Origin of the sequence: Bacillus thuringiensis (assembly GCF_001595725.1) — a bacterium.
GTDB classification, from domain to species: domain Bacteria; phylum Bacillota; class Bacilli; order Bacillales; family Bacillaceae_G; genus Bacillus_A; species Bacillus_A thuringiensis_K.
Genome location: NZ_CP014282.1, coordinates 4,609,955 through 4,632,931 on the forward strand (window position 1 = coordinate 4,609,955; position 22,977 = coordinate 4,632,931).

The window sequence follows — 22,977 nt, forward strand, 5'->3', positions numbered from 1 at the left end:
GATTACGCCCCCTTACGTTGCTCTTATAATTTGTACATCAGCAGGAATGATTGCTTCTCCCTCATACATCATTGTGCGACCATTTTGCCATTCAATACGCAATAATTTTCGATTATCTGATTGGAATTCCCATATATACTGTTCTTCTGAAGCTGAGAATGGAGTTTTTCCCATCACAACAACACGTCCGTTATATTGTTCTTCCATATGGTACTCGGTATCATCCATTTCAATTGTCGTCGGAATTTCATCAATTGAATCTAAGCGACCATCAATTGGAGTATATAATTTGTAATACGTATTTTCACGGTCTTCAATTTTTAAATAACGAATATCTTTCCCGTCTTGCAGTGTCAAAACAATTTCTTTACGAGAATGCATACTCGTTTTCCCAATTAATTCATACATAACTAATGAAACTTCAATCATATCGCCAGGAGCTAACGTTAAAAGACTCTTTTCCGGCTTCGGTGGCTCTGGGCTTTTCATTATATTTTTAATTCGTTTAAATAAACTCATGATCTACCCCTCCTTTTCTATTTATAAACACGCACCTAAAATTAGTGCACCAACAATATGTAATGATCCGGCTAGCATCGCATGTGCAACGCTACCTTCTTTCGTACCCTCTTCTAAATCAAGACCAGACATTTTCTTTAATACGAATTCGATAAACATTTCTACCACTAATAAAATAACGAAAGAAACTGCTGATGCAAGAAGTGCTTGCCATAAATCATTTGCTTTCGTTATCGATTGGGATAAAATGTACCCTTGTGCAAATAATTTCATAATAAAACGAGTTGTTACAGCTGTATTTCCATTTTTGATTTCTTTTAAATCATTGTATTTTGTAAAAATTGAATCAACCCACATAATTGCAAATAAAAGTACTGCACTCGCTCCAGTCCATACAAGCATGGCTAACACATTTGTCCATGTCATTGCAAAACCTCCTCTAAAAAATAATAGAAAACCGACATGAATTTGTTTAGACATGTCGGTTCATTTGTCTCTATTCTATATTATTTCTCATACTGCTTCATAATACGAGCTAATTCATCGTCAACAGCAGAATTTTTATTTAAGCTTGCGAATTCATCATCTAATGATTTTTCTTTTTTGTACACTTCACCGCTTGCTTCTGCTTCAGCCTCTAATTGAAGAGCTTTCTCTTCCATACGGCTTAAACCAGCTTTTGCTGAGTTTGAATCAAATCCAGACATCGCCTGATTAATATTCTTTTGTGCTTTCGCCGCATTTACACGTGCTACAAGTGTCTCACGTTTATTTTTCAGTTCATTTAATTGCTTACGCATTTCTTCTAGCTTCAGGCGCAGATTATCAGCAGCAGCTTTGTTTTGCTCATAGCTTGCTTTATACTCATTCATCTTTTGCTCTGCATTTTGTTTTTCTTCTAGTGCACGGCGCGCAAGATCTAAGTTACTAGCTTGAACAGCCATATGAGCTTGTTCTTCACGTTTTTTCACAAGTGCTTCTTGCTCTTCAAATAAGATTTTGAATTTCTTCTCAAGCGCAATTTGAGCTGCTACACTTTTCTCAGCTTCTTGTACATCAGCTTGCATATCGCGTAAATATTGATCCGTCATCTTAACTGGATCTTCCGCTTTTTCAATTAATGAATACACATTCGACATTGTTAAATCTCGTAATCGTTTAAATACAGACATCTAAATTCCTCCTATGATATACCTCATATTTTAAATTCACTACTTGGAAAAATAAAAATCTTCCTTAACAGTAAAGAATAGTAATTTTTACAGCTATGTGTTTATTATAACAAAATGAAGATGTACTTACATGTTATTTCCAAAATACATCCATTATAATATGACATTCTAGATGCAATATTGTATTTCTAATATATTCTCATTATCTCCCTTTAAAATTAACTTACTTTTTTGCAATTTCACTAAATTACATAAGTGTAATATTACTGTAAGCTAACTCGATAGTTACGTTTCCATATTTCTTATACACTAATACCAGAAGCAACAAACAAGCTTCTCATCATTTCAAAACTAATACAAAAATTGTATTTACTATAAAACATTAAAAAGGAGAAATCATCATGAAAAAATTAGTAGGAATCGGATTAGCAGCAGCAATTTCATTCGGAGCATTATCAGGTTGTTCTTTATTAGGAGAAAAAGCAAACGGATTTGTACTGTACGGAACAGAAGATCAAGTAACACAAATTGCAGATAAAAATAAAAAAGAAGTGAAAGAAAAAGACTTCTATAAAATGAAAATGACAACATTAGACGGTAAAAAAGTTCTTGTCATGGATAAGAAAACTGGTGAAGAACTTGTGAAGAAAGAGTTACTTAGCAAAGTGGATGCAAAAGACGACACGAAGCCACTTGATAAATTACCAGCTGTAACAACAGAACAAGGTGTATTATTCGCAAAAGAAAAAGTAGAAAATGCTACACTTGATGGGGCAAAATTAAAATACGAAGGCAATACAATTATCGGTAGTGGCCGTGCATATGCCGACATGTTCGCGGTTGTTGATGATGCAACATACGGAAATGTAAAAGGTGAAGAAAAATCTGTAGGTGTATTAAAATTTGATAAAGACCCAAGTAAAGAATTCCCTGGAAAGAATGGTGTAGAATCATCACAACTTGTAAAAATTAAGAAGTAATAAAAAAGCTTTGCGAAATTCGCAAAGCTTTTTTCTATTTATTATGAGCAATTTGCTCCATATCCGGACTACAAGTTTGCGACTGACATGACTTATTTAAAGAACATGCCGCGCATTTTCCTTTTTTACTTCTCTTTACAAAATGAACTAACGTGTATGCTGCATAACCAAAAATGATAGCTCCAATTATAATATTGACCATCATCACAATACATCTCCTTCTAGAATCCGAGTAAGGATCCGACTTGGTATATAATGAGCGTTAATACGTAAGCAACTACGAGCGGATAAACGACTGAGAAAATCGTCCATTTCGCTGATCCTGTTTCACGTTTAATAACAGCTACTGTCGCTAAACACGGAACATATAATAAAATAAAGAACATAAATGCATATGCTGATAACGCAGTATAATGTGCTCCCATTACATTTCCAAGCACATCTTCTTTCACCGCATAAATAATTGCCATTGTAGAAACGACAACTTCTTTCGCTAAAAATCCTGTTAAAAGAGATGCTGCAGCTTGCCACGTTCCAAAGCCGAGCGGTGCAAATAGTGGTGCGATAAATCCACCAATCATCGCTAAGTAACTGTCTCCCATATCCACACCAAATCCTGATGGACCTGCGTAGTTTAATAACCAAATGACAACAGAACCACCGAAGATGAATGTACCTGCTTTACGAACAAATCCCTTACCTTTCTCCCACGTGCTTAGCCATAACGTTTTCGCTTGTGGCACGCGGTAAGGAGGTAGTTCAATGACGAAAATAGACTTTTCCGCTTTTAAAATGGTAAGAGACATAATTTTTGTAACTAATAATGCAAGAACAATACCTGCAACATATAAAGAAAACACAACAGTTGCCTGACTATGAGGGAAGAATACTCCCGCAAATAATGCGTATACAGGTAAACGTGCCGAACAAGACATAAATGGTGTTACAAGAACTGTAAGTAAACGTTCTTTTTCTTGTTCAATCGTTCTCGCTGCCATAATACCTGGAACATTACATCCAAAACCGATAATCATCGGAATGAATGCTTTTCCATTTAAACCGAAGAACTCCATAATTCTATCCATAACAACTGCAATTCGCGCCATATATCCTGAGTCTTCTAATAATGAAATGAAAAAGAATAGTGCAAAGATTTGTGGAACGAATACTAATACCGCACCAACACCGGCAATAATACCTTCTGTAACGAGTGCTTGAATAAAATCAGAAGCTCCGACACTTGTAAGTCCAGCTGTCACCCAATCCGTAAGTTGGCCACCAAAAAACTCATCTAACATATCCGATAAAGGTGTACCAATCCACGTAAACGTAACCTGAAAAATAAAAAACATAACTGCTAAAAAGATTGGAAGTCCTAAAATTTTATGTGTAATTAATCTATCAATTTTTTCTGAAAAAGGAATTTTTCCTTCTTTCTCATGCTTCATAACATTTGTTTTTAACTTTTCAATATACGCTTCACGAGTTTTGTAAATGTGCTCTTCCAACGTACAATCAAGTTTTTCTTCTAAGCGAGATCGAATGGCTGCAAGTTCCTTATAAATTGGTAATGCTTTCATCTCTTTTTCTACTACTTCGTTATTGCTTAAAAATTGAAGAGCTAACCATCTCGGATGCTCGTAATTCGCTTTCTCTAAAAGAGAAATTACTCCTCCAATTCCTTCATCCATTCGTACACCATATGAAATAATGAATGGCTTTTTCGCATTTTTGTCATTTTCTTTAAGCGTCGCAAGTAGTTCTTCACAACCTTTTCCGCTTCTTGCAACGACAGGAACGACTGTTACACCTAATAGTTCTGATAATCGTTTAACATCAATTACAATGCCTCTTTGCTTCGCCACATCAATCATATTTAAACCAATTGAAACGGGCTTACCAAATTCAAGTAATTGCAACGTTAAATGCATATTTCGTTCAAACTGCGAAGAATCCACAATATTTAACATATGCTGAAATTCTTCTGTTAATAGAAAGTTTGTTACAACACCTTCATCACGTGAAACTGGATTTAAATCATAGACACCTGGTAAATCAATTAATGTTCCTTGCTTATCTTTTAATTTACCAACCTTCTTTTCTACTGTTACACCGCTCCAGTTTCCTACATACTCATAAGAACCAGTAAGTGCATTAAATAATGATGTTTTCCCTGTATTCGGATTCCCTAGCAAAGCTACCTTATTCACGCTAATTCCACCTTTATCATTTTCGCGTCACAATGACGAATACTAATTAACTGTCCACGACACTCCAATGTACAAGGACCTTTGAACATCGCTTTTTGCTTCATGCGAAGTTCGCTTCCTTCAGAAAGACCAAAAGCAGCCAGTCTTCTCTTTAGTAACTGATCTAACGACTGAATACTTTTTACTAACACTTTCTCACCAATTTTAATATCTACTAAGCTCATAACCTTCCCCCTCCGAAGAGAATGATAATTATTTTCAAAAGAATTATAGCACACTCTATTTCTTGAGCACTATACCCTTTGACTTCATATTTATTAACATTTCTCTACAATTTTATTTCAATTATTGTCATAATAGATTCGTTTGCCATTCTCATCCATTTCGCTTACAATAAACAATAACAAATAAAGAATTTCGTTATCACAGGGGGAGCCATGCCGCTGAGAGGGAACACTTCGTTCCGACCCTTCGAACCTGTTAGTTAATGCTAACGCAGGGATTGTGCAAACGTCCGAAATACATACCTCTTTTTTATTTACGTATTTCGTATCCTCCTATGATATCTATTCTTTTTTGTACAACTTGGATTTAGGGGGAGACAACATGCGTAACACCAATTTACAAGCGATGATCGAATCTGCTATTCTTGCAGCCTTCGCCATGATCATCGACATTTTACCATTATCAATTAAACTTCCAACAGGCGGTTCCATTTCATTTGCTATGATTCCTATTTTTATTATTGCTTACCGCTGGGGCTTTAAATCAGCTTTCTTAGGCGGTTTAGTTTGGGGACTATTACAAATTGTCGTGGGAGATGCTTACATTTTAACACCTGTTCAAGCATTCATTGAGTACTTCATTGCCTTTGCTTTTATTGGATTTGCTGGCTTATTCTATCGTCCAATTCAAAAAGCACTTTTAACATCTAATGAAAATAGCTTAGAACAATCAAATTTAGGTAGCCGTAAAGACAAACCTTCATCAAAACAAAACCAGGGTAAGAAAGTCCTTGCTTATATTATCCTTGCTACATTTATCGGTAGCTTTGCTCGCTATTTCTGCCACTTTATTGCTGGCATTATTTTCTGGGGACAATATGCACCGAAAGGTCAATCAGCTGTGTTATATTCATTAATCGTAAACGGCAGTACAATGCTCGGTTCTTTTATTTTATGTACAGTTTTACTTATATTTTTATTCCTTACTTCACCACGATTATTCAAAAGCATCAATGCTTATCAAATAAATGCAAACAAAAAGGGCGCTTAATGAGCGCTCTTTTTTCATATCGTAATATCAATTAAAAATACAATAAATGCGCAAAAGAAAATAAATACCATTATACTTAGCCAATTGCTATGCACGGTTCATCGACTCCTTACATAACCTCATATTCTAAACAAATTATACTGATTAAAAATAAAGATTAGGTAAAGATAATATGAAAATAAATTAAAAAAACGTAGATAATATGATCTACGCTTTTTTCGGTAAATAGAAGTAAAATAACACACCATTTTCTGTATTTTTTACCCCATATTCAGCATCATGTAGTTCTAAAATGTTCTTTGAAATGGCAAGCCCAAGCCCCGTCCCACCTTGTGAACGCTGACGAGCTGTATCCACGCGATAAAAACGATCCCAAATTTTATCTAATTGTTCTTCTTCAATGTGAGTACCTTTATTTTCAATACACACTTTTATACGATCCTTCTCATCTATTGTAGAAATAATAATATCCTCTTTATTTGGTGTGTAGCGTATGGCATTCGTAATAAAGTTCACGATGACTTGTTCAATCCGGCCTTGATTTGCAATCACTTCAAATGAACATATATTTTTATGAACATGAAGTTCTTTTTTCTCTATTTCCACAGATAGATGTTCACATATATCTTCAATTACTGTATCAATATAAAACGAATCCTTTTTCATTTTATATGTACCAGATTCAAATTTAGCTAGCTCAAGCATATCCAAAATTAACGTATCCATTTTGTCTACTTCTCTCTCCATTGCCTGAAAATAATACTCTTTTTTATGTTCAGCTACCCCGTCTTTTAAAATAGAAATACAGCTTTTCATAATACTTAGCGGTGTTTTTAATTCATGTGAAACACCAGAAATGAATTCTTTTCGCGTCTTTTCTAACTTTCTTTCCTTTTCAATATCTTCTTCTAACTGTCCAATATGCGAATGGAGTTTATTTGATAGCACATTAATATTTTTTGATAAATCCCCAATTTCATCTTTTGAAGTAATCGGTATTTTTTCTGTGAAGTCTAAATGCGCTATTTTCTTCGTTGTATCATTTATTTTCAATAATGGCTTTGCAATTTGTTTTGAGTAATAGAACGAAGCTAAAAAAATAAGAACGACTACAAATGCAATGATATAGATATAATAATCTTGCACCATTTGTACAGCCTCATCTACGGGCTGTAAAGAAGCCATCGCATAAATATATGTTACTGATCCGCCTTTTTCTTTTATCGGCTTAATTAATAATTTATATTTTATATCATTTTTTTCATAGTCCATTGTTTGTATTGCATATTGTATATGCTTGCTCTCTTTTAATAATAAATCCGTTTGAAATTCTTTTATGTTATCTAAAAAGATGCTATTTTTATAAATTTGATTTATAGGACCTGTTACATCAGGAAGCTGAACTTTCGTAACACGCCCACCTATGTAAGCATCTAATTCTTGAGCAGATTCTTTCTGGACAGCTGGTTTCTTTTCCTTAGCAAGTTGTTCTTCGGCTGCTCTCTTTTTCTCCTCATTTAATTTCATTTTCTCCTGAAACGCTTTTTCTAACGGTTTATTAGATCCACTTAAATTTTGCTTGCCTAACGTGAAAGAGAATGGAATATAATTATCATCTTTTTTCACGCCAGAAAAATAAATTTCTTGCCCTAAAAATGCATTTGATGATTTATTATCAATCTCCTCTATATTGATGAGATTGTATAAAGGAATTTTGAATATTTGTTGTCCAAAGCTCTTTTGTTGCCTACGATCTATCGTTACCTCAAAATAAAAATCATCCGCATGTTTTAAATTCCCATTCTGATCTAATGTCGTAATCCACGTATTATTTTCTCTTAAAAAGTCTTGCTCCAGTCGCTTAATTTCTTCTGCATTTCCTACATAATTCAAATAACTCTTCTCAAAGGAATTTAAGTTCACTTTAATATCTTCTACTTTTCGATTCGCATAATATTGTTTAAAAAATATCGTTTGTCCAATAAATATCGTCACTAAAATTAACATGCATAATGCTGTTGTGAGGGTAAATAATTTTAGTACAATTCCTTTTCTCATACATTCCCCTCAAATTTATAACCAGTTCGTACTACAGTTGTAATATACTTTGCTTTCTCTCCTAATTTATTTCTTAAATTACGAATATGGCTATTCACCGTTCGATCATCGCCAGCAAATTCATATCCCCAAATTCTTGAAATGAGTTGCTCTCGCGTTAAAACGATTCCTTGATTTTTCATGAAATACACCAATATTTCAAACTCCGTATGCGTTAAACTAACATCTGCCTCATCAACAGTAACAGTACGCGACGGAAAATGGACATGGATGCCATGAATCGATAACGTATCATCTTCGTTCTCTAAAGGTTTCTTCGATGCTTTTCTACTTTCTAATAATCGTTTCGCTCTTGCTAATAAAATTGGCGGACTATACGGCTTCGTCACATAGTCATCTGCTCCAAGTTCAAAACCAAGTAACGTATCGTCTTCATCTACGCGCGCCGTCAGCATAATAATAGGCACCTCGGACGTCTTCCTAATCCTTCGGCAAACAGACCATCCATCGAGTTCTGGCAACATAATGTCTAAAATAACTAAATCCACCTTTTCTTGCTCAAATATAACTAAAGCTTCTTTTCCATCTCTTGCTTCAAACACTACATATTGCTCACTCAAAAAATAATCTTTTAATATTTCACGCAAAATATCTTCATCTTCCACAATTAAAATGTTTTTTGACATAACTTATGTATCCCCTTCCGTTTTCAGAAACTATCACTTCATTTTGAATAACTAGCCGTTAACTTCGCCTCGATAATATATCTATCTGGTGCATCCCCTATATAATCAAATGGATAGCAAGTCGTCAGTGTTAATACCGGTTCTTCTTTTTTTATAATAACAGTACGATCATCCGCGTGGGTAATCCACGTCTTTTGAATTTCATATGTGTAAATTTTATTATCATACTCTAAAACAAGCGTATCTTTTTCTTTTAACTCCCCTAAATCGGTAAATACAGTATCCCGGTGTCCACTCAAAACAGTATGTCCACCTCCAGATGGCGTTGTCGTTAAATCACTAACGAACATACCCACTCCTTTTTTCAAAGTCGTATCATCCGCTCCCCAATATATAGAAAACTTCTTCCCTATTTTTGGTATGTTTAACATCGCTACCTTTTCTCCTTCTTTATGTTCTGTTTGAGAAGAAGGCACTTGGGAAGTTACAGGTGTTTCGGAAGAAAGTTCATTATCTTGTATATTTTCAAGGCTCTTTAGTTCTTTTTTTGTTAATTGTTGAGCAGAGCTTTTTCCTTTATACCATTCGACAGCGTAATATGCTCCCATAAATAGCCCTATAGCCATCAATATGATACCGATATAATTGAGTATCTTCATGTTTCATCCCTCCATGCAAAAAATGGTAGGAATAACCTACCATTTTTAATATATGAAATTATGCCATTCTTTATAGGACAATATTTGATTTATGCCTTAACTTTATTCCGACGATTCAAACCAAATAATGTACCTAGTGCTACAAGACATGCGCTTAGTCCCATCATTGCTACATTATTAGATGCTGTGTTTGGTAATTTCTCTCCAGCTTCTTTTTTTGCAATAGCTTCCTTTTCTTTCACTTGTGGCGCTACTACTTCTTTAGCCATATTACTTTTTTCTTTTTCTTGTACTTGTGCCGCTTGCTTTTTCGCTACTTCATTCTTCTCTTGCGCTTGCGCCGCTTGTTTTTTCTCTGTATCATTTTTTTGCTGCGCCTGAATCGCTGCTTCTTTTTTTGCTATATCTTGCTGTATTTGCGCTGCTTCTTCCTTTGTCAATGTTCCAGTTGAAGCACTTGCTACTGAAGAATATCCTACTGTTAAAAGTGCCATCGCACAAATTGGTAATAGTTTCTTTTTCATTTTATTTCTCTCCTCTTATACGTTTTACATCACTTCGCATCGGATGTATCACTAGAATAAACAAGAGATATAAATTTAAGATGCAGATGAAATATATTTCATTTAAAGATTTCATTGTAGAGAAATAAAAAAACATCGCAATATATACGATGTTTTTTCGGGTGTGTGTCTCAATATTTACATATTACTTTCGCGTGATGTAGAAGTAGAACAGGCCGGAGCGATAACTAATTGTCTCGGCTCAGTTTTCTTTAAGTGATTTTTGACGTTACACTTACGACGTTGAACAACCCACGCTTTAATAGGGTTTGTCAAAATAATCTTTTGCTCTTCGTTAGGGGCCTCTTCTTCAAACCTACAACTTTCGCTCCATTTATTCCATTTCATTGTAAATTTAGAAGAAGAATGATCATCTTCTTGATCAAACAAGTGCAAAAAATCCATCTCGCCAGCTAGCATTACGGTGTTGCTAGTTGCTAAAAAAGAAAAGGTCGTCCAACGTTTCTCCATGCCCTCCTACTCCTTTTTCACATATAGAGTGCCTAAAACTTAATTTACCTAAAATATGCTTGCCTTTTACCTTACACCCATAGTTTATCCAAAATGCTCTTATGCAACTATCGATTTGCCTTACAACTACCTTACATTTTTGTAAGAAACAAAAAAACCTTCACTCTATATAATGAAGGTTTCTTACTTTTTATCTATATGATCTCTCATATCATCAAGTCCAGCTTCTTTTAGCTGCGACATCATACCGTGCGAAATTGCTCCTAACACTAAAGTCATTCCAATTAATGAAATACGAATCGCAGGTACATCAATTACGTAAGCCAACAGGCCAAGAACAATTGTTAAAAGTAATGCTTTTATAAATGTTACACTTGTGTACTGTTTCTTCTTCATCATATTCACCCTTTATGGAAGCGTTTTCTTAATATGCTTATTATATCATATCATCAGATGATTTTGTCGTTATCTTTGTAAAAAATTACTATCTCCTTTGACTTTTTTCTTTCTATCCTTTACAGTCGAAATGTTCACAAGTTTTACACTGTAGGAGGACTCCAATGAATATTGAAATAAAAGACACTTTAATTTCTGAAGAACAATTACAAGAAAAAGTAAAAGAACTAGCACTTCAAATCGAAAGTGACTTTGAAGGAGAAGAAATCGTAGTCATTGCTGTATTAAAAGGATCTTTCGTATTTGCTGCTGATTTAATTCGTCACATTAAAAACGATGTAACAATCGACTTTATTTCTGCATCTAGCTACGGAAATCAAACAGAAACAACTGGAAAAGTTAAACTATTAAAAGATATCGATGTAAACATTACTGGAAAAAACGTCATTGTCGTAGAAGACATTATCGATTCTGGTTTAACACTTCATTTCCTAAAAGACCACTTCTTTATGCATAAACCAAAGGCACTCAAGTTCTGTACATTACTTGATAAGCCAGAACGTCGTAAAGTAGACTTAACAGCTGAATATGTTGGCTTCCAAATTCCAGACGAATTCATCGTTGGATACGGTATCGACTGTGCAGAAAAATATCGTAACTTACCATTCATTGCTTCAGTTGTAACGGAATAATCGTATAACTTAAAAAATCGATAGTACATAAAATGTATATCGGCGATTTTTCAAATATATCGACCGTAACTCAAATTATATCGGCGATTTTTTAAATATATCGACTTACCGACAATAACTGACAATCTTAGCGCCTTATTAATAGGAAAAAGCTGTTCTGAAATACATCGGAACAGCTCCTTACTTTCCATTACAAAAAAAAACAGGGAGAGATGAAAAATGACAAAAACAAAATTTGAAAAAGTACTCCTCATCGTAAATCCAAAAGCTGGACAAGGCGACTTACATACAAATTTAACGAAAATCGTACCACCTCTTGCCGCAGCTTTTCCTGACTTACATATCCTTCATACGAAAAAACAAGGTGATGCAACAAAATATTGCCAAGAGTTTGCTAGTAAAGTAGATTTAATTATCGTCTTTGGTGGTGACGGAACAGTATTTGAATGCACAAACGGCTTAGCACCTCTTGAAACTAGACCTACACTTGCAATCATTCCAGGCGGAACTTGCAATGACTTCTCTCGCACACTAGGCGTTCCGCAAAACATTGCAGAAGCAGCAAAACTTATCACAAAAGAACACGTAAAACCAGTTGATGTTGCAAAAGCAAATGGACAACATTTTTTAAACTTCTGGGGCATTGGACTCGTATCTGAAGTATCAAACAATATCGATGCAGAAGAAAAAGCAAAGCTTGGTAAAATCGGTTACTATTTAAGCACAATTCGAACTGTAAAAAATGCTGAAACATTCCCAGTTAAAATCACTTATGACGGACAAGTATATGAAGACGAAGCTGTTCTTGTCATGGTTGGAAACGGTGAATATCTTGGTGGTATTCCATCCTTTATTCCGAACGTAAAATGTGATGACGGAACACTTGATATTTTCGTAGTCAAATCAACAGGTATTCAAGCATTTAAAGATTACATCGGAAAAAAACTATTTGAAGACTCAAATGAAAATGACATCTTCCACGTAAAAGCGAAATCCATTCATATCGAAACAGAGGAAGAAAAAGAAGTTGATACAGATGGAGAAAGCTCGCTTCATACACCTTGTCAAATTGAATTATTGCAAGGACACTTTACGATGATTTATAATCCTGCGGTTGTGTAATAAAAAAAACGAGTGCTAGCACTCGTTTTTTCTCTTCTAATCTAGTTATATTGTTGAATCATTTCTTGTATTTCTTTCACTCTCTCTAAAGTAATTCCATTTCTTTGTTCGATCGCTAAAGGATGCTCGGTTGGCTCTAATTCAATATACGGTGCCGTTCCAACTTCTCTTATATGTACATTTGTTTTTAAATTTAATGTTTCTGGATAAAATGGTATTTCTACAGATAACCAACCAAAATAAGGATCACTATTTTCTCGGCCTCTCTCATCCCACTTTTCTAATACTTCATCATAACTTTCTTTACTAAGTGATACCCACACAGTCCATATGAAATTTTCGTGGTAATCAATGATAGGAATCTCTAAACAACCTCTAATAAAGTAATATTCATCATCCATTACGCAAAGTTCTGACGTTAAATAGAAGCGTTCCTCTCTTTCATGGAGCGCTACCTCGTAATAATAATATGGTGCTTCACTTCGGTAGCATAAAGCAAGTGTAAAACGACTCATTTGTACTTTTTCTCCAGATTTTCTTCTTCTTTTCATTTATTATTCTTTCTCCCATCTTTTTCAGTCACAATCAAACTCCACCCAATTTTCCCAGTTCGTATTAGCATCCTTATTTACAATTTCACTAGAGTATACCATAGACATACTTACCTTTCATTTTCTAATAATATTACTAAAAAATAGTAGAATGACTAGTTTGCATACTCTAGTTCTTTTTATGTACAATGAAGGAAAGAAGCACCTTCATGTAAGGGAGAGGACAAACTTTGTTCAACCAACAGTTAGTTAATTTACGCATTGATTTTGCATTTAAACAATTGTTTGGTACGAATGGTAGCGAAGATATTCTAATTGCATTTTTAAATGCTATGTTACAAGAGTCTTTAGAGTCGCCCATTGCTTCTCTACAACTAGAAGATCCACATTTACACAGGGAATATGAAGAGGATAAGTTATCTATTTTAGACATTTCAGCGACATTAAACACAGGAACAAAAGTTAATGTAGAAATACAACTCAATAATAATCACGATATGGTTAAACGCAGTTTATATTATTGGGGAAGACTATACACATCTCAACTACAAAAAGGGATGCCCTACAGTGCACTTCACAAAACCATCACCATAAACTTACTAAACTTCGTAATGTTTTCGGAACACCCAGCCTTCCATACAACGAGCATATTATGGAATACACAACAACAAAAAATCCTGAGTGAAGACATAGAAATCCACATTATAGAAATTCCAAAGTTAACTGAACAATGGCATGAAGAAAAAGTAAATCCGTGGAAAGATCCATTTGTTCGTTGGCTTTTATTGCTTTCAGCAAATGAGGATGAGCACTTAACTAAACTATTGGAGGATATTGCTATGAACCAAGACCCTATTTTACAAAAAGCAATAAATAAATGGGAACGTATGAGTCAGGATTCTTCTTTCCGACAAGCCTATGACGCAAGGGAGAAAGTTTTAATGGATGAAGCAGCAAAATTCGCCCATGCAGAGACAGAAGGAATAAAAAGAGGAATGGAACAAGGAATTAAAAAAGGGCTTGAAAAAGGTATTGAAAAAGGCATTGAAAAAGGCATTCAACAGGGGAAAATTCAAATGATTAAAAATATGTATGATCTTGGTATACCACTTGAAACGATTGCTAAGGCAAGTAAATTAAGTTTGCATGAGATTGAGCATATTTTAGGATATAAATAGTCATAAAACAAGAGCTTGAATAGTTTCAAGCTCTTGTTTTATCAACTCTCCTCAATATCATCCAATTGAGTCTTATAACATTCATTACACTTTGGCCTCATAGGAAGAATCCCTCTTTCATCAGGTAATAAAACCCTCAAAACTTCTCGATCCATCTCTACGAAAGACTTCATAATAATGGGATAGCCTTCAATTATATTCGTATACTCAATCCCTTTTTCAAACTTTTTTCCGCCCTTTATTTCTTCTATTACTAATCAAAATAATTCCTATTAATAGGCATCCTACTATGATTAAAATCTCCAAATATAACACTCCATGTGTGCATTTATATTTATTTTCGTTTACATACTATTGTTATTCATATTCCATTTTAGTTAATAAACAAACGAAAGAGAACTAGGTGGATTAATGTTTACTTAAAAATAAAAAGTCCGAAACCATATAAAGTGATTTCGGACTTTTTATTTTTAAAATATTAAATTACATTTCGAACAAAAAGGAGCTGAATTTCCTCTTCTAATTTTTGTATCACATTTTGGACAATATACATATCGTTCTTCTACCTTTTGTCGTTCTATCATGTGTAAGGATACTATTTTCATACTGCACATAATTCCAATTAAGATAAGGCTAAAAATGAGTAGCACAACGCTCTTCCTTTCTTAACTACTTACCTATATTTTACCATTAAGTAAAGATAATTTTATACTTATAATCCTATCTTATCCTTCATACTGGAAGAAACTTTCTTTACTTCTATTTACTCATCAATGTGATTCTTTTTTGTCTATATAAATAAAGAATACCTGTAACTATAAAAACAATCCCGCCAAAATACACACCATACTCTATCGCAACTGCTACAATTCTTTCAATATGTTGTCCAAATAAAGAACCTAGTACGAAATAAACGAGTGTCCAAACAAAGCCTGTCGTATAAGAATACAAAGCATACGCCTTAAATGGCATGTTATTCATTCCAACTAAATACGGTACGATATGTCTTACAACTGGTATGAAGTAACTTGTGACTAACGCGTACTGTCCGTATTTATCAACCATTTCTTGTGATTTTATCAAATACTTCGCTTTTTTCTTTTTCATTAATTTATGGAGTACCTTCGTGCCAAATACCTTCCCTAATATATATCCTAAAGAAAGCCCTGATACAACACCTAAATATGTTAATACAAATGAAGGAACAACACTTAATATCCCTACTGAAGATACGAAACCACCGCTCATAACAATCATTTCATCTGGAATTGGCATACCGATAATACCTAACCATAAACAGAAAAATAATGCCCAATAACCGTACTGCTCGATATAGGATAATAATTCATGTAATTCCATTATGCATATGCTCTCCTTAGCTCTTTTTTACAGCTAAAGACATACGCTGGTGGGAAATTGAGCCACACTTTCTCTAGCGTAATTTCAGGAAAGAAATGCTCTATAAAGCCTTTTTTCACAAGTGAATATTGAAATGTAATGAATTCACCATTCTCATGTATCACTTCCATCGCATTGTTTAAAATGCGCTTTGAAACTTCTTCTGGTAAAGAAGTGAAAGGTAATCCTGATAAAATGTAATCAATGCATTTTATATTGAACTCTTCCATATACTTCTTTATATTTTCAGCTGAACCGTGTACAACTATGACGTTCTGCTCATCTTTAAACTTTCTCTTTAGCTCTTTGCAAAACACTTCATTAATTTCAATAAGAAGAAATATTGTTTCCTTCTTCTTTCTCTTCATAATTTCTTTCGTAAAGACTCCTGTACCAGGACCTAACTCTACAATGCATTTCGCTCTATTAAAATCAATTACATCTACCATCTTCTTTGCTAATATTTTTGAACTTGGCGCAATTGCACCAGTATGTTTCGGATGTTTAATAAATTCATGTAAGAATGTTATGAGTTGCATGTAACCTTCTCCCCATTCGTTCAATAGTTTTTAACTTGTTTCTAAGTATAACTATCATTTCTTAATAAAAATTGAGGAAGTTTCTTAAGATTTTATGAAGAATAAAAAAACAGCTATCCCTATTACGATAGCTGTCCCTTTATTACTTCGCACTCACGATCTTATAATAAGAACGAACTGTTAAGAAGTAATATCCAATATAAATAGCGCCGTATACTCCGATACTAATTAGAAGCGGAATCATAATTTCAAATGGTAGTATGTTCCCTAAACCTTTTAATGCAAACAAGCTGTGCAGGATTCCGATTACTAGTGGAATTGCAAAGATAAAGCTTACTTGTTTTGCAATAGCTTTTTTCATTTCTTGTTTTGTAACCCCGACTTTATGAAGGACAATGTAACGATCACGGTCAGCACTTGCTTCTGTAAGCTGCTTAAAGTAAATGATTGATCCTGTCGCTAATAGGAAGACTAAACCTAAGAATAGTCCGATGAACATCATTAGTCCAGTTGCTTCCAGTCCCATATGGAAACCAGTATAGAAGTCTCTAAATGGTGGTGCCATTTCTGATACACCAGTTGGCATCACTTTTGCTAATTTTTCCGTTAACACTTTACTGTTTCTTTCATCTTTTACATCAATATTTTTTACAATACGTGTTCCAAATGCTTGTTTCGCTTGTTCATACATTTCATCGGAAACGACAACAACTAGTTCACCTAAGTTTGTAATTGCATTATCATTTGCGGCTTGAATCGTTAATTTCTTCGTTTCATTTCCAATTTGGAATACTACTTTATTCCCTTTATATTGAGGGCTAAACTCATGCCCTTCAATATACGAACTATCATATATAATTGCTTCACCAGCAGTTACATTCACTGTTTCTGCCTCAATTTTTTTAGCAAGCTTGTTAAATTCAGATTGAGACATAAATTGATATTTCTCTGAAATCGTGTAATTCATATTAAGAATGAAATCAACTTTCTCTCCTTCAAACTTCCCTTTTACAGGAACTGTCTCAATTTCAACTTGATCTTTGATCGGATGATCTTTCTTCTCTTCTGCAAAAATCGCATTTACTTTCTTATCAAGCTCTGCATCTTTCTTCTCGTAAGAATAACTGTATGGCATAGCTGCTTTTGATTGTGTAAATGTGTTGTAATACATCGTAACTGACGTACCAACCGCTGTTAATGTTACCGCACTTAAAATAGAAATTGTCGCAAGTGACTTTGCATTTCCTTTAATACGATATAGTAGCTGTGACGTCGTTACCATATTCATACCGTTATAAAACGATGATTTATTATTTCTTGCACGTTTCAATACGAATACTGTAAAGAACATAAATAGTAAGTACGTACCTAATACTGTCGCCAGTAAAATATAAAGTGCAACTGCCATAAAGTCTGCATATTTAACGGCCTTCATGAACATTAATGCTAAGAAATAACCTGAACCAATTAAGACAACTGAAATTAATGCCATAATAACAGATCCTTTTGGCATTGCTTCTCCTTCACGTTCTGCGCGGAAAAGTTCAATTAACTTAAAGCGATAAATTAAACGATATCCTTGGAGTGATGTATATAAAATAATCACAAAGAAAATAATTGCTGTATCAATAATTGCTGCCATTGGTACTTCAAAATGAACGTTTAAATTTAATCCCATCATATTTACTAATAACTCAAGGAATAATTTTGAAAGGACACTACCGATTGCAATCCCGATTACTAATGACATTAATCCCATTAACATATTTTCATAAAAGAGCATTTTACCAATTTGTCTTTTTCGAATACCTAATAAAGAATATAGCCCAACTTCTTTTTTACGTTTACGTGTAAAGAATCCGTTCGAATATATAATGAACACTGCTACGAAAATGATAAGCATCACACTGGAAACTTGAAATGCACCACTAATCTTTTTAGAAGCTTCTGCTGCTTTTTCCATTTGTGAATTATATTGTAGTGCTTTAAATGTAAAGTAAATTACAATACTAAATATCATTGATGCAAAATATACAAAGTAGTCTTTAAAGTTCCGCTGTATGTTGCGGAGGGCAATGCTAGATAAGGTCATCAGCCATACCTCCAGAAATAGAAGACATTACGTCAACGACTTTTTGGAAGAACTGTTTACGCGTTGATTCACCGCGGTGCAATTCTTTATATAGTTCACCATCTTTAATGAAAATAACTCGTTTACAATAACTCGCCGCAAATGCATCATGCGTTACCATTAAAATTGTTGAGTTATCATATTCATTTAATGACTTCATACTTTCAAGTAAATCTGTTGCAGATTTAGAATCAAGCGCTCCAGTTGGCTCGTCTCCGAAAATCATACTTGGATTCGTAACGATTGCACGTGATGCTGCACAACGTTGCTTCTGTCCACCCGACACTTGATATGGGAACTGACTTAAAATATGATCAATACCGAATTTCTTTGAGATTTCAAGAACGCGGCGATCAATCTCACTCGCTTTCACCTTTGATAACGCAAGTGGTAAAGCGATATTCTCTTTCACTGTTAACGTATCTAATAAATTATAATCTTGGAAAATGAAACCTAAATGATCGCGGCGGAATAACGCTAACTTATCATCATTCATCTTCACAATATCTTTTCCATCAATTAAAATTTCACCGTTCGTCGCATTATCAATTGTAGAAAGAACATTTAGTAAAGTCGTCTTACCAGAACCAGAAGGTCCCATAATTCCAACAAATTCACCTTCTTTTACTTGTAAGTTAATACCTTTTAACGCTGCAAATTTATTACCACCCGTGTCATACACTTTTTCGATATTTTTTGCTTCTAACACTGTTTTCATCTCGACATCCCTCATTTCTTCTATTCTCTATTTTCAACTATATACACTCTCTACTCTTGCCACTATCGATGTTTCTTACACAAACATGACAGTTATGTAAGGCACATAAGTAAAGACATCAAAAAGTTAACATAATGAATTAAAGTACTTTGCTACTATAACATTGGGATATCATACCATCCATTCATTCTCCTTACAGGAACATTACAATTTTGTAAGGTAAAAAATGTACCTACAAAGTTGTGCACGAAATGTCGGATGGGGTTATTTCGTTCCTGTTATTCTATGTACAGAGGAGGTCATAATATGGATTCACTTAAAAATATGAATGCTGCAATGCACTATATTGAAGGTAACCTTACGAATGAAATTGATTTTAAAGAAGTTGCGAGGCTAGCTCTCTGTTCTGAGTATCACTTTAAAAGAATGTTTTCGTTTTTAGCAGGCATATCACTATCTGATTATATTCGCTGTAGACGTCTTACTCTCGCTGCCTTTGAACTAAAAAACAGCAATGTAAAAGTCATTGATGTCGCTATAAAATATGGCTACAACTCACCAGATTCATTCGCTCGTGCATTTCAAAACTTGCACGGTATAACACCTTCAGAGGCCCGAAATAGTAGCCATTCTTTGAAGGCTTATTCACCAATGACCTTCCAGTTATCCATTCAAGGAGGAAATGAAATGAATTATCGAATTGAAGAAAAAGAGCCATTTCGAATTATAGGTATTACAAAACGAGTACCAATCGTTTTCAATGGTGTAAATGAAGAAATCGCTTCTATGTGGAAGAGTTTAAACCCAGACTCCATTCAAACATTAAAGTCCCTTTCAAACATTGAACCTACTGGAATTATTAGTGCCTCTACTAATTTTTCTGAAGGGAGAATGGAGGAAAAAGGAGAACTTGATCACTATATTGGAGTAGCCACAACGAAAGATTGTCCAGAGCAATTCGCGCAACTTGAAGTCGCAGCTTCAACATGGGCTATATTTGAAGCTGTCGGTCCATTTCCTGATGCATTACAAAATGTGTGGGGACGTATTTATTCTGAATGGTTCCCTTCTTCGAACTATGAACTAGCGGAAGGACCGGAGATATTGTGGAATGAAAGTAAAGACGTATCCTCTCCGAATTTCAGAAGTGAAATATGGGTACCTGTTTTAAAAAAGTAATATAAGAGTCTAACCTTTTCAAAATAAAGAAGCTACTTTTCCTTTTTAAAGGAAAAGTAGCTCCTTTATTTTATACTTCTTCTCGACTCGTTCTTATACAAGAAAATAGTAATAATCGTAAGCACTATAATAACTACAAAAGTAAATACTCTGTAGTTCGAGATAGTAGCAGTACCAATTAATAAGGCAGGTATAACCGCCACAATTAAGCCACCAAACATACCAACAAACGATCCTATACTTTGTTTTACTACTTGAGTTTCTGATACCCAATCATAATAACCAAATCGATTATTAATGAAAATCCCCCATACTGCTGAAAATAATGAATATATTATCGGTGTTATTACGATGAAAAAAGAACTCCAAACATCTAGCTTTAACCCGATTATCAGTAATACAGCACTAATAAGTGATGCAGGTATACTCAATGAAAGATTCATAAGAATTTTACTATCATAAATCATCTTTGGCGCTATAGGCAATGATTTAATAATCCATACATTTTTTCCTTCTAAAGACAATGACACACATGTTGTACATGTCATCGAAATCGCTGCTGCAATAGCAAATGGAGCAATCTTTTGCAACAGGGGCTCAATTCCAGGATACGCTATTAATTGGCTTGGTCCTACTACAACTATAGCTAGCGAGAAAGCTAGCGCCATCACGACTCCCATTCCACTATTTATGACATACACTGTAGAAGAGAAGAAACGTGTCAGCTCTTTTTTATACAATGCGACCAATACACTCTCTTTTTTCATGCTATTAATCTCATAATTTGAAAGCATATGATAAGTGGTGATCCCTGTGTTTATTTGCTTATATTTTAACGAAAGTATTTTTACAAAAAGATAATACCAAATCACTGATATCCCCACAAATAAGATGAAAGCTACCATATCAGCATTAACAATTGCTTTTTGAAACATGTTAGCTAATGGATACACTTTAGTTAATTGCTCCGAAACAATTGCACCAATTCCGTTCATATCATTAAGGCTATATTGAGCATTTCCGTTTTTTAGCATAAAGGAACCGAATGTAATAATTACTATAAAACTTAAAATCGTAGTTATTTTATTCGTATTTTTAAATTTAGAAGCGATTGCCGTAATCGAAGCTCCAAAGATTGCTGCGATTGTTGTTGGGATTAAAGATGCGATAAACATACTGATGAACCACATAAAGTAAAAAGAAACTGATGGATTTTCATGTATACAATACACAACTCCCATTGGTAGCATGATTATGATTGAAAAGATTGTATTCAGCAAGTATAAATACAAAAATCTACTTGCAATAACAGTACTTACGCGAATCGGCAATGACATTAAAAAATCGTAATCCTTAAAAGCAAAAATTTCTCCATTTGCCTTAAATATAGTGAAAAACAACGTTAATACACTGCTAATAACTAGTGCATAGACGGGAATAATTTCACTCATTCCTAGTTTTACCAACCCATATGCCGAAGCTCCGCAATATAACATTAACATGACACCAACTAGAGCAATAGATGCTGTCAGCAAAATCTTATTCTGCTTCTTTTTCTTATCTTTTTCGTATTTAAAGGTGTTTAAACCGAGCTGCGTTATCAACCGAATTTTCAAAAGACCTAAACTATTAGTATTCATTAGCAAGCTCCTTCATAAAGAGCTCTTCCAATGAGCCTTCCTTTATTAAAGAATTTACTTCTCCTGAAAGTGCTAATTTCCCTCTATTAATCATCGCTACTTTATTACATAACTTCTCAGCTACATCTAAAACGTGCGTAGAAAAGAAAATCGCACTTCCTTTTTCACAAAGCTCTTTCATAATACCTTTCAATACTACTGCTGCCTTTGGATCAAGACCAACGAAAGGTTCATCTAAAACTAATAATTTCGGTTTATGTAAAACCGCCGATATAATCGCTACTTTTTGTTTCATGCCGTGTGAATAAGAAGATATTAAATCCCCTAAGTACGGTGTAATCTCAAAAGCATCCCCATACTTCTGTATCTGTTCTTCCCGATCCCTCGCAGGCACTTTAAACACATCCGCAACAAAGTTCAAATATTGAATTCCTGTTAATTGCTCATATAAATCTGGATTATCAGGAATATACGCCATTACTCTCTTACATGCAATCGGATCCTTTTTTACTGAATGTCCATCAACAAAAATTTCACCCTCTTCAAAATCTATAACTCCTACTAACGACTTAATTGTTGTACTTTTCCCCGCACCGTTATGTCCAATAAATCCAAAGATATCCCCTGCTTTAACAGTAATATTCAAATGATCAACTGCTTTCTTACCGTCTTTATATGTCTTGCTAAAATTTATAATTTCTAGCATGTAAATCCCTCCAAATCACCTTTTCGATTGAATTTTCAGACCTTAAAACGAAAAATTTACTCAGTGAGCTTTTCATTATTCCCACTGAGTATTAAAATCTCTTAACACATAGAAACTATAAATATAAAATTTGA

Annotated in this window: 26 protein-coding genes, 1 pseudogene and 1 riboswitch; of the genes and pseudogenes, 6 read left to right on the forward strand and 21 right to left on the reverse strand. The window is 34.2% G+C overall.

The window, feature by feature from the left end; translation table 11 throughout:
* Positions 1–12 precede the first annotated feature (12 nt).
* The 3 genes from AXW78_RS23205 to AXW78_RS23215 all read right to left on the reverse strand — a co-directional run bounded on the left by AXW78_RS23205 (position 13) and on the right by AXW78_RS23215 (position 1,691).
* Positions 13–519: a DUF4178 domain-containing protein gene (locus AXW78_RS23205; RefSeq protein WP_000051745.1), complete on the reverse strand. Its 507-nt coding sequence runs from the start codon at positions 517–519 to the stop codon at positions 13–15.
* A 21-nt stretch (positions 520–540) separates the two neighbouring features.
* Entirely contained in the window at positions 541–945 is a 405-nt protein-coding gene (locus AXW78_RS23210; RefSeq protein ID WP_000220321.1) for a DUF350 domain-containing protein, read from the reverse strand.
* A gap of 80 nt (positions 946–1,025) precedes the next feature.
* On the reverse strand, positions 1,026–1,691 hold the full coding sequence (locus AXW78_RS23215) for a PspA/IM30 family protein (RefSeq protein ID WP_000110286.1): 666 nt from the start codon (positions 1,689–1,691) through the stop codon (positions 1,026–1,028).
* 401 nt (positions 1,692–2,092) lie between these two features.
* Between AXW78_RS23215 and AXW78_RS23220 the strand changes: the two genes are divergently transcribed.
* Positions 2,093–2,671, forward strand: coding sequence for a lipoprotein BA_5634 family protein (locus AXW78_RS23220; RefSeq protein ID WP_000737480.1), 579 nt, complete (start codon positions 2,093–2,095; stop codon positions 2,669–2,671).
* Between the two features lie 34 nt (positions 2,672–2,705).
* On the opposite strand, the gene AXW78_RS23225 is transcribed toward AXW78_RS23220, so the two are convergent.
* From AXW78_RS23225 to AXW78_RS23235, 3 genes are read right to left on the reverse strand one after another with little or no spacing between them, the layout of a single operon-like run.
* A complete protein-coding gene (locus AXW78_RS23225; protein ID WP_000989586.1) occupies positions 2,706–2,876 on the reverse strand; it encodes a FeoB-associated Cys-rich membrane protein in 171 nt (56 codons plus the stop codon).
* Positions 2,877–2,892: 16 nt separating this feature from the next.
* A complete protein-coding gene (gene feoB / locus AXW78_RS23230) occupies positions 2,893–4,881 on the reverse strand; it encodes a ferrous iron transport protein B (protein WP_001044824.1) in 1,989 nt (662 codons plus the stop codon).
* Entirely contained in the window at positions 4,878–5,105 is a 228-nt protein-coding gene (locus AXW78_RS23235) for a FeoA family protein (protein ID WP_000060514.1), read from the reverse strand. Before AXW78_RS23235 ends, feoB begins: the two co-directional genes overlap by 4 nt.
* 194 nt (positions 5,106–5,299) lie before the next feature.
* A riboswitch (TPP riboswitch) is annotated at positions 5,300–5,401 on the forward strand.
* A gap of 86 nt (positions 5,402–5,487) precedes the next feature.
* Between AXW78_RS23235 and thiT the strand changes: the two genes are divergently transcribed.
* Positions 5,488–6,156 (forward strand): energy-coupled thiamine transporter ThiT, encoded by a 669-nt coding sequence (gene thiT / locus AXW78_RS23240; protein ID WP_001246577.1) that lies wholly within the window; start codon positions 5,488–5,490, stop codon positions 6,154–6,156.
* Between the two features lie 207 nt (positions 6,157–6,363).
* Here thiT and AXW78_RS23245 read toward each other — a convergent pair whose 3' ends face one another.
* The 6 genes from AXW78_RS23245 to AXW78_RS23270 form a co-directional block, all read right to left on the reverse strand.
* Positions 6,364–8,214 carry a sensor histidine kinase gene (locus tag AXW78_RS23245; RefSeq protein WP_001225370.1) on the reverse strand — a complete coding sequence of 617 codons (1,851 nt, stop codon included), beginning with the start codon at positions 8,212–8,214 and terminating at the stop codon, positions 6,364–6,366.
* A complete protein-coding gene (locus tag AXW78_RS23250; protein WP_000041843.1) occupies positions 8,211–8,900 on the reverse strand; it encodes a response regulator transcription factor in 690 nt (229 codons plus the stop codon). The genes AXW78_RS23245 and AXW78_RS23250 overlap by 4 nt, the downstream gene beginning before the upstream one ends.
* 38 nt (positions 8,901–8,938) lie before the next feature.
* Entirely contained in the window at positions 8,939–9,559 is a 621-nt protein-coding gene (locus AXW78_RS23255) for a class D sortase (RefSeq protein WP_000698540.1), read from the reverse strand.
* 89 nt (positions 9,560–9,648) lie between these two features.
* Positions 9,649–10,083, reverse strand: coding sequence for an LPXTG cell wall anchor domain-containing protein (locus AXW78_RS23260; RefSeq protein ID WP_000728028.1), 435 nt, complete (start codon positions 10,081–10,083; stop codon positions 9,649–9,651).
* Positions 10,084–10,260: 177 nt separating this feature from the next.
* Positions 10,261–10,593, reverse strand: a complete 333-nt coding sequence (locus AXW78_RS23265; protein ID WP_000415590.1) for a hypothetical protein — start codon at positions 10,591–10,593, stop codon at positions 10,261–10,263.
* A 183-nt stretch (positions 10,594–10,776) separates the two neighbouring features.
* The gene (locus AXW78_RS23270; RefSeq protein ID WP_002001286.1) at positions 10,777–10,992 is read right to left on the reverse strand and encodes a hypothetical protein; all 216 of its coding nucleotides are present in this window, start codon (positions 10,990–10,992) and stop codon (positions 10,777–10,779) included.
* A 161-nt stretch (positions 10,993–11,153) separates the two neighbouring features.
* On the opposite strand from AXW78_RS23270, the gene hpt reads away from it, so the two are divergent.
* Positions 11,154–11,681, forward strand: coding sequence for a hypoxanthine phosphoribosyltransferase (gene hpt / locus AXW78_RS23275; RefSeq protein ID WP_001019309.1), 528 nt, complete (start codon positions 11,154–11,156; stop codon positions 11,679–11,681).
* A 219-nt stretch (positions 11,682–11,900) separates the two neighbouring features.
* Positions 11,901–12,803 carry a diacylglycerol/lipid kinase family protein gene (locus tag AXW78_RS23280; RefSeq protein WP_000167907.1) on the forward strand — a complete coding sequence of 301 codons (903 nt, stop codon included), beginning with the start codon at positions 11,901–11,903 and terminating at the stop codon, positions 12,801–12,803.
* Between the two features lie 41 nt (positions 12,804–12,844).
* On the opposite strand, the gene AXW78_RS23285 is transcribed toward AXW78_RS23280, so the two are convergent.
* A complete protein-coding gene (locus AXW78_RS23285; protein WP_000830228.1) occupies positions 12,845–13,354 on the reverse strand; it encodes a DUF2199 domain-containing protein in 510 nt (169 codons plus the stop codon).
* A gap of 230 nt (positions 13,355–13,584) precedes the next feature.
* Between AXW78_RS23285 and AXW78_RS23290 the strand changes: the two genes are divergently transcribed.
* The gene (locus AXW78_RS23290) at positions 13,585–14,532 is read left to right on the forward strand and encodes an Rpn family recombination-promoting nuclease/putative transposase (RefSeq protein ID WP_061884695.1); all 948 of its coding nucleotides are present in this window, start codon (positions 13,585–13,587) and stop codon (positions 14,530–14,532) included.
* A gap of 41 nt (positions 14,533–14,573) precedes the next feature.
* Here the strand turns inward: AXW78_RS23290 and AXW78_RS35555 are convergent.
* The 6 genes and pseudogenes from AXW78_RS35555 to AXW78_RS23310 all read right to left on the reverse strand — a co-directional run.
* Positions 14,574–14,786: pseudogene (locus tag AXW78_RS35555) on the reverse strand (DUF4262 domain-containing protein); the annotation flags it as partial.
* 216 nt (positions 14,787–15,002) lie between these two features.
* Positions 15,003–15,182, reverse strand: a complete 180-nt coding sequence (locus AXW78_RS32915) for a hypothetical protein (RefSeq protein ID WP_001986677.1) — start codon at positions 15,180–15,182, stop codon at positions 15,003–15,005.
* 109 nt (positions 15,183–15,291) lie between these two features.
* Positions 15,292–15,891, reverse strand: a complete 600-nt coding sequence (locus AXW78_RS23295; RefSeq protein WP_061884696.1) for a DedA family protein — start codon at positions 15,889–15,891, stop codon at positions 15,292–15,294.
* Positions 15,891–16,469, reverse strand: a complete 579-nt coding sequence (locus AXW78_RS23300; protein WP_001176073.1) for a class I SAM-dependent methyltransferase — start codon at positions 16,467–16,469, stop codon at positions 15,891–15,893. Before AXW78_RS23300 ends, AXW78_RS23295 begins: the two co-directional genes overlap by 1 nt.
* Positions 16,470–16,611: 142 nt before the next feature.
* The gene (locus AXW78_RS23305) at positions 16,612–18,561 is read right to left on the reverse strand and encodes an ABC transporter permease (protein ID WP_000176158.1); all 1,950 of its coding nucleotides are present in this window, start codon (positions 18,559–18,561) and stop codon (positions 16,612–16,614) included.
* The gene (locus AXW78_RS23310; RefSeq protein WP_000859656.1) at positions 18,548–19,318 is read right to left on the reverse strand and encodes an ABC transporter ATP-binding protein; all 771 of its coding nucleotides are present in this window, start codon (positions 19,316–19,318) and stop codon (positions 18,548–18,550) included. The genes AXW78_RS23305 and AXW78_RS23310 overlap by 14 nt, the downstream gene beginning before the upstream one ends.
* A gap of 306 nt (positions 19,319–19,624) precedes the next feature.
* Between AXW78_RS23310 and AXW78_RS23315 the strand changes: the two genes are divergently transcribed.
* Entirely contained in the window at positions 19,625–20,497 is an 873-nt protein-coding gene (locus AXW78_RS23315; protein ID WP_061884697.1) for an AraC family transcriptional regulator, read from the forward strand.
* A 65-nt stretch (positions 20,498–20,562) separates the two neighbouring features.
* Here the strand turns inward: AXW78_RS23315 and AXW78_RS23320 are convergent, their stop codons facing one another.
* Both AXW78_RS23320 and AXW78_RS23325 read right to left on the reverse strand, forming a co-directional pair.
* On the reverse strand, positions 20,563–22,137 hold the full coding sequence (locus tag AXW78_RS23320) for a hypothetical protein (protein WP_001095682.1): 1,575 nt from the start codon (positions 22,135–22,137) through the stop codon (positions 20,563–20,565).
* The gene (locus AXW78_RS23325; protein WP_000889756.1) at positions 22,127–22,843 is read right to left on the reverse strand and encodes an ABC transporter ATP-binding protein; all 717 of its coding nucleotides are present in this window, start codon (positions 22,841–22,843) and stop codon (positions 22,127–22,129) included. The genes AXW78_RS23320 and AXW78_RS23325 overlap by 11 nt, the downstream gene beginning before the upstream one ends.
* Positions 22,844–22,977: the final 134 nt, after the last annotated feature.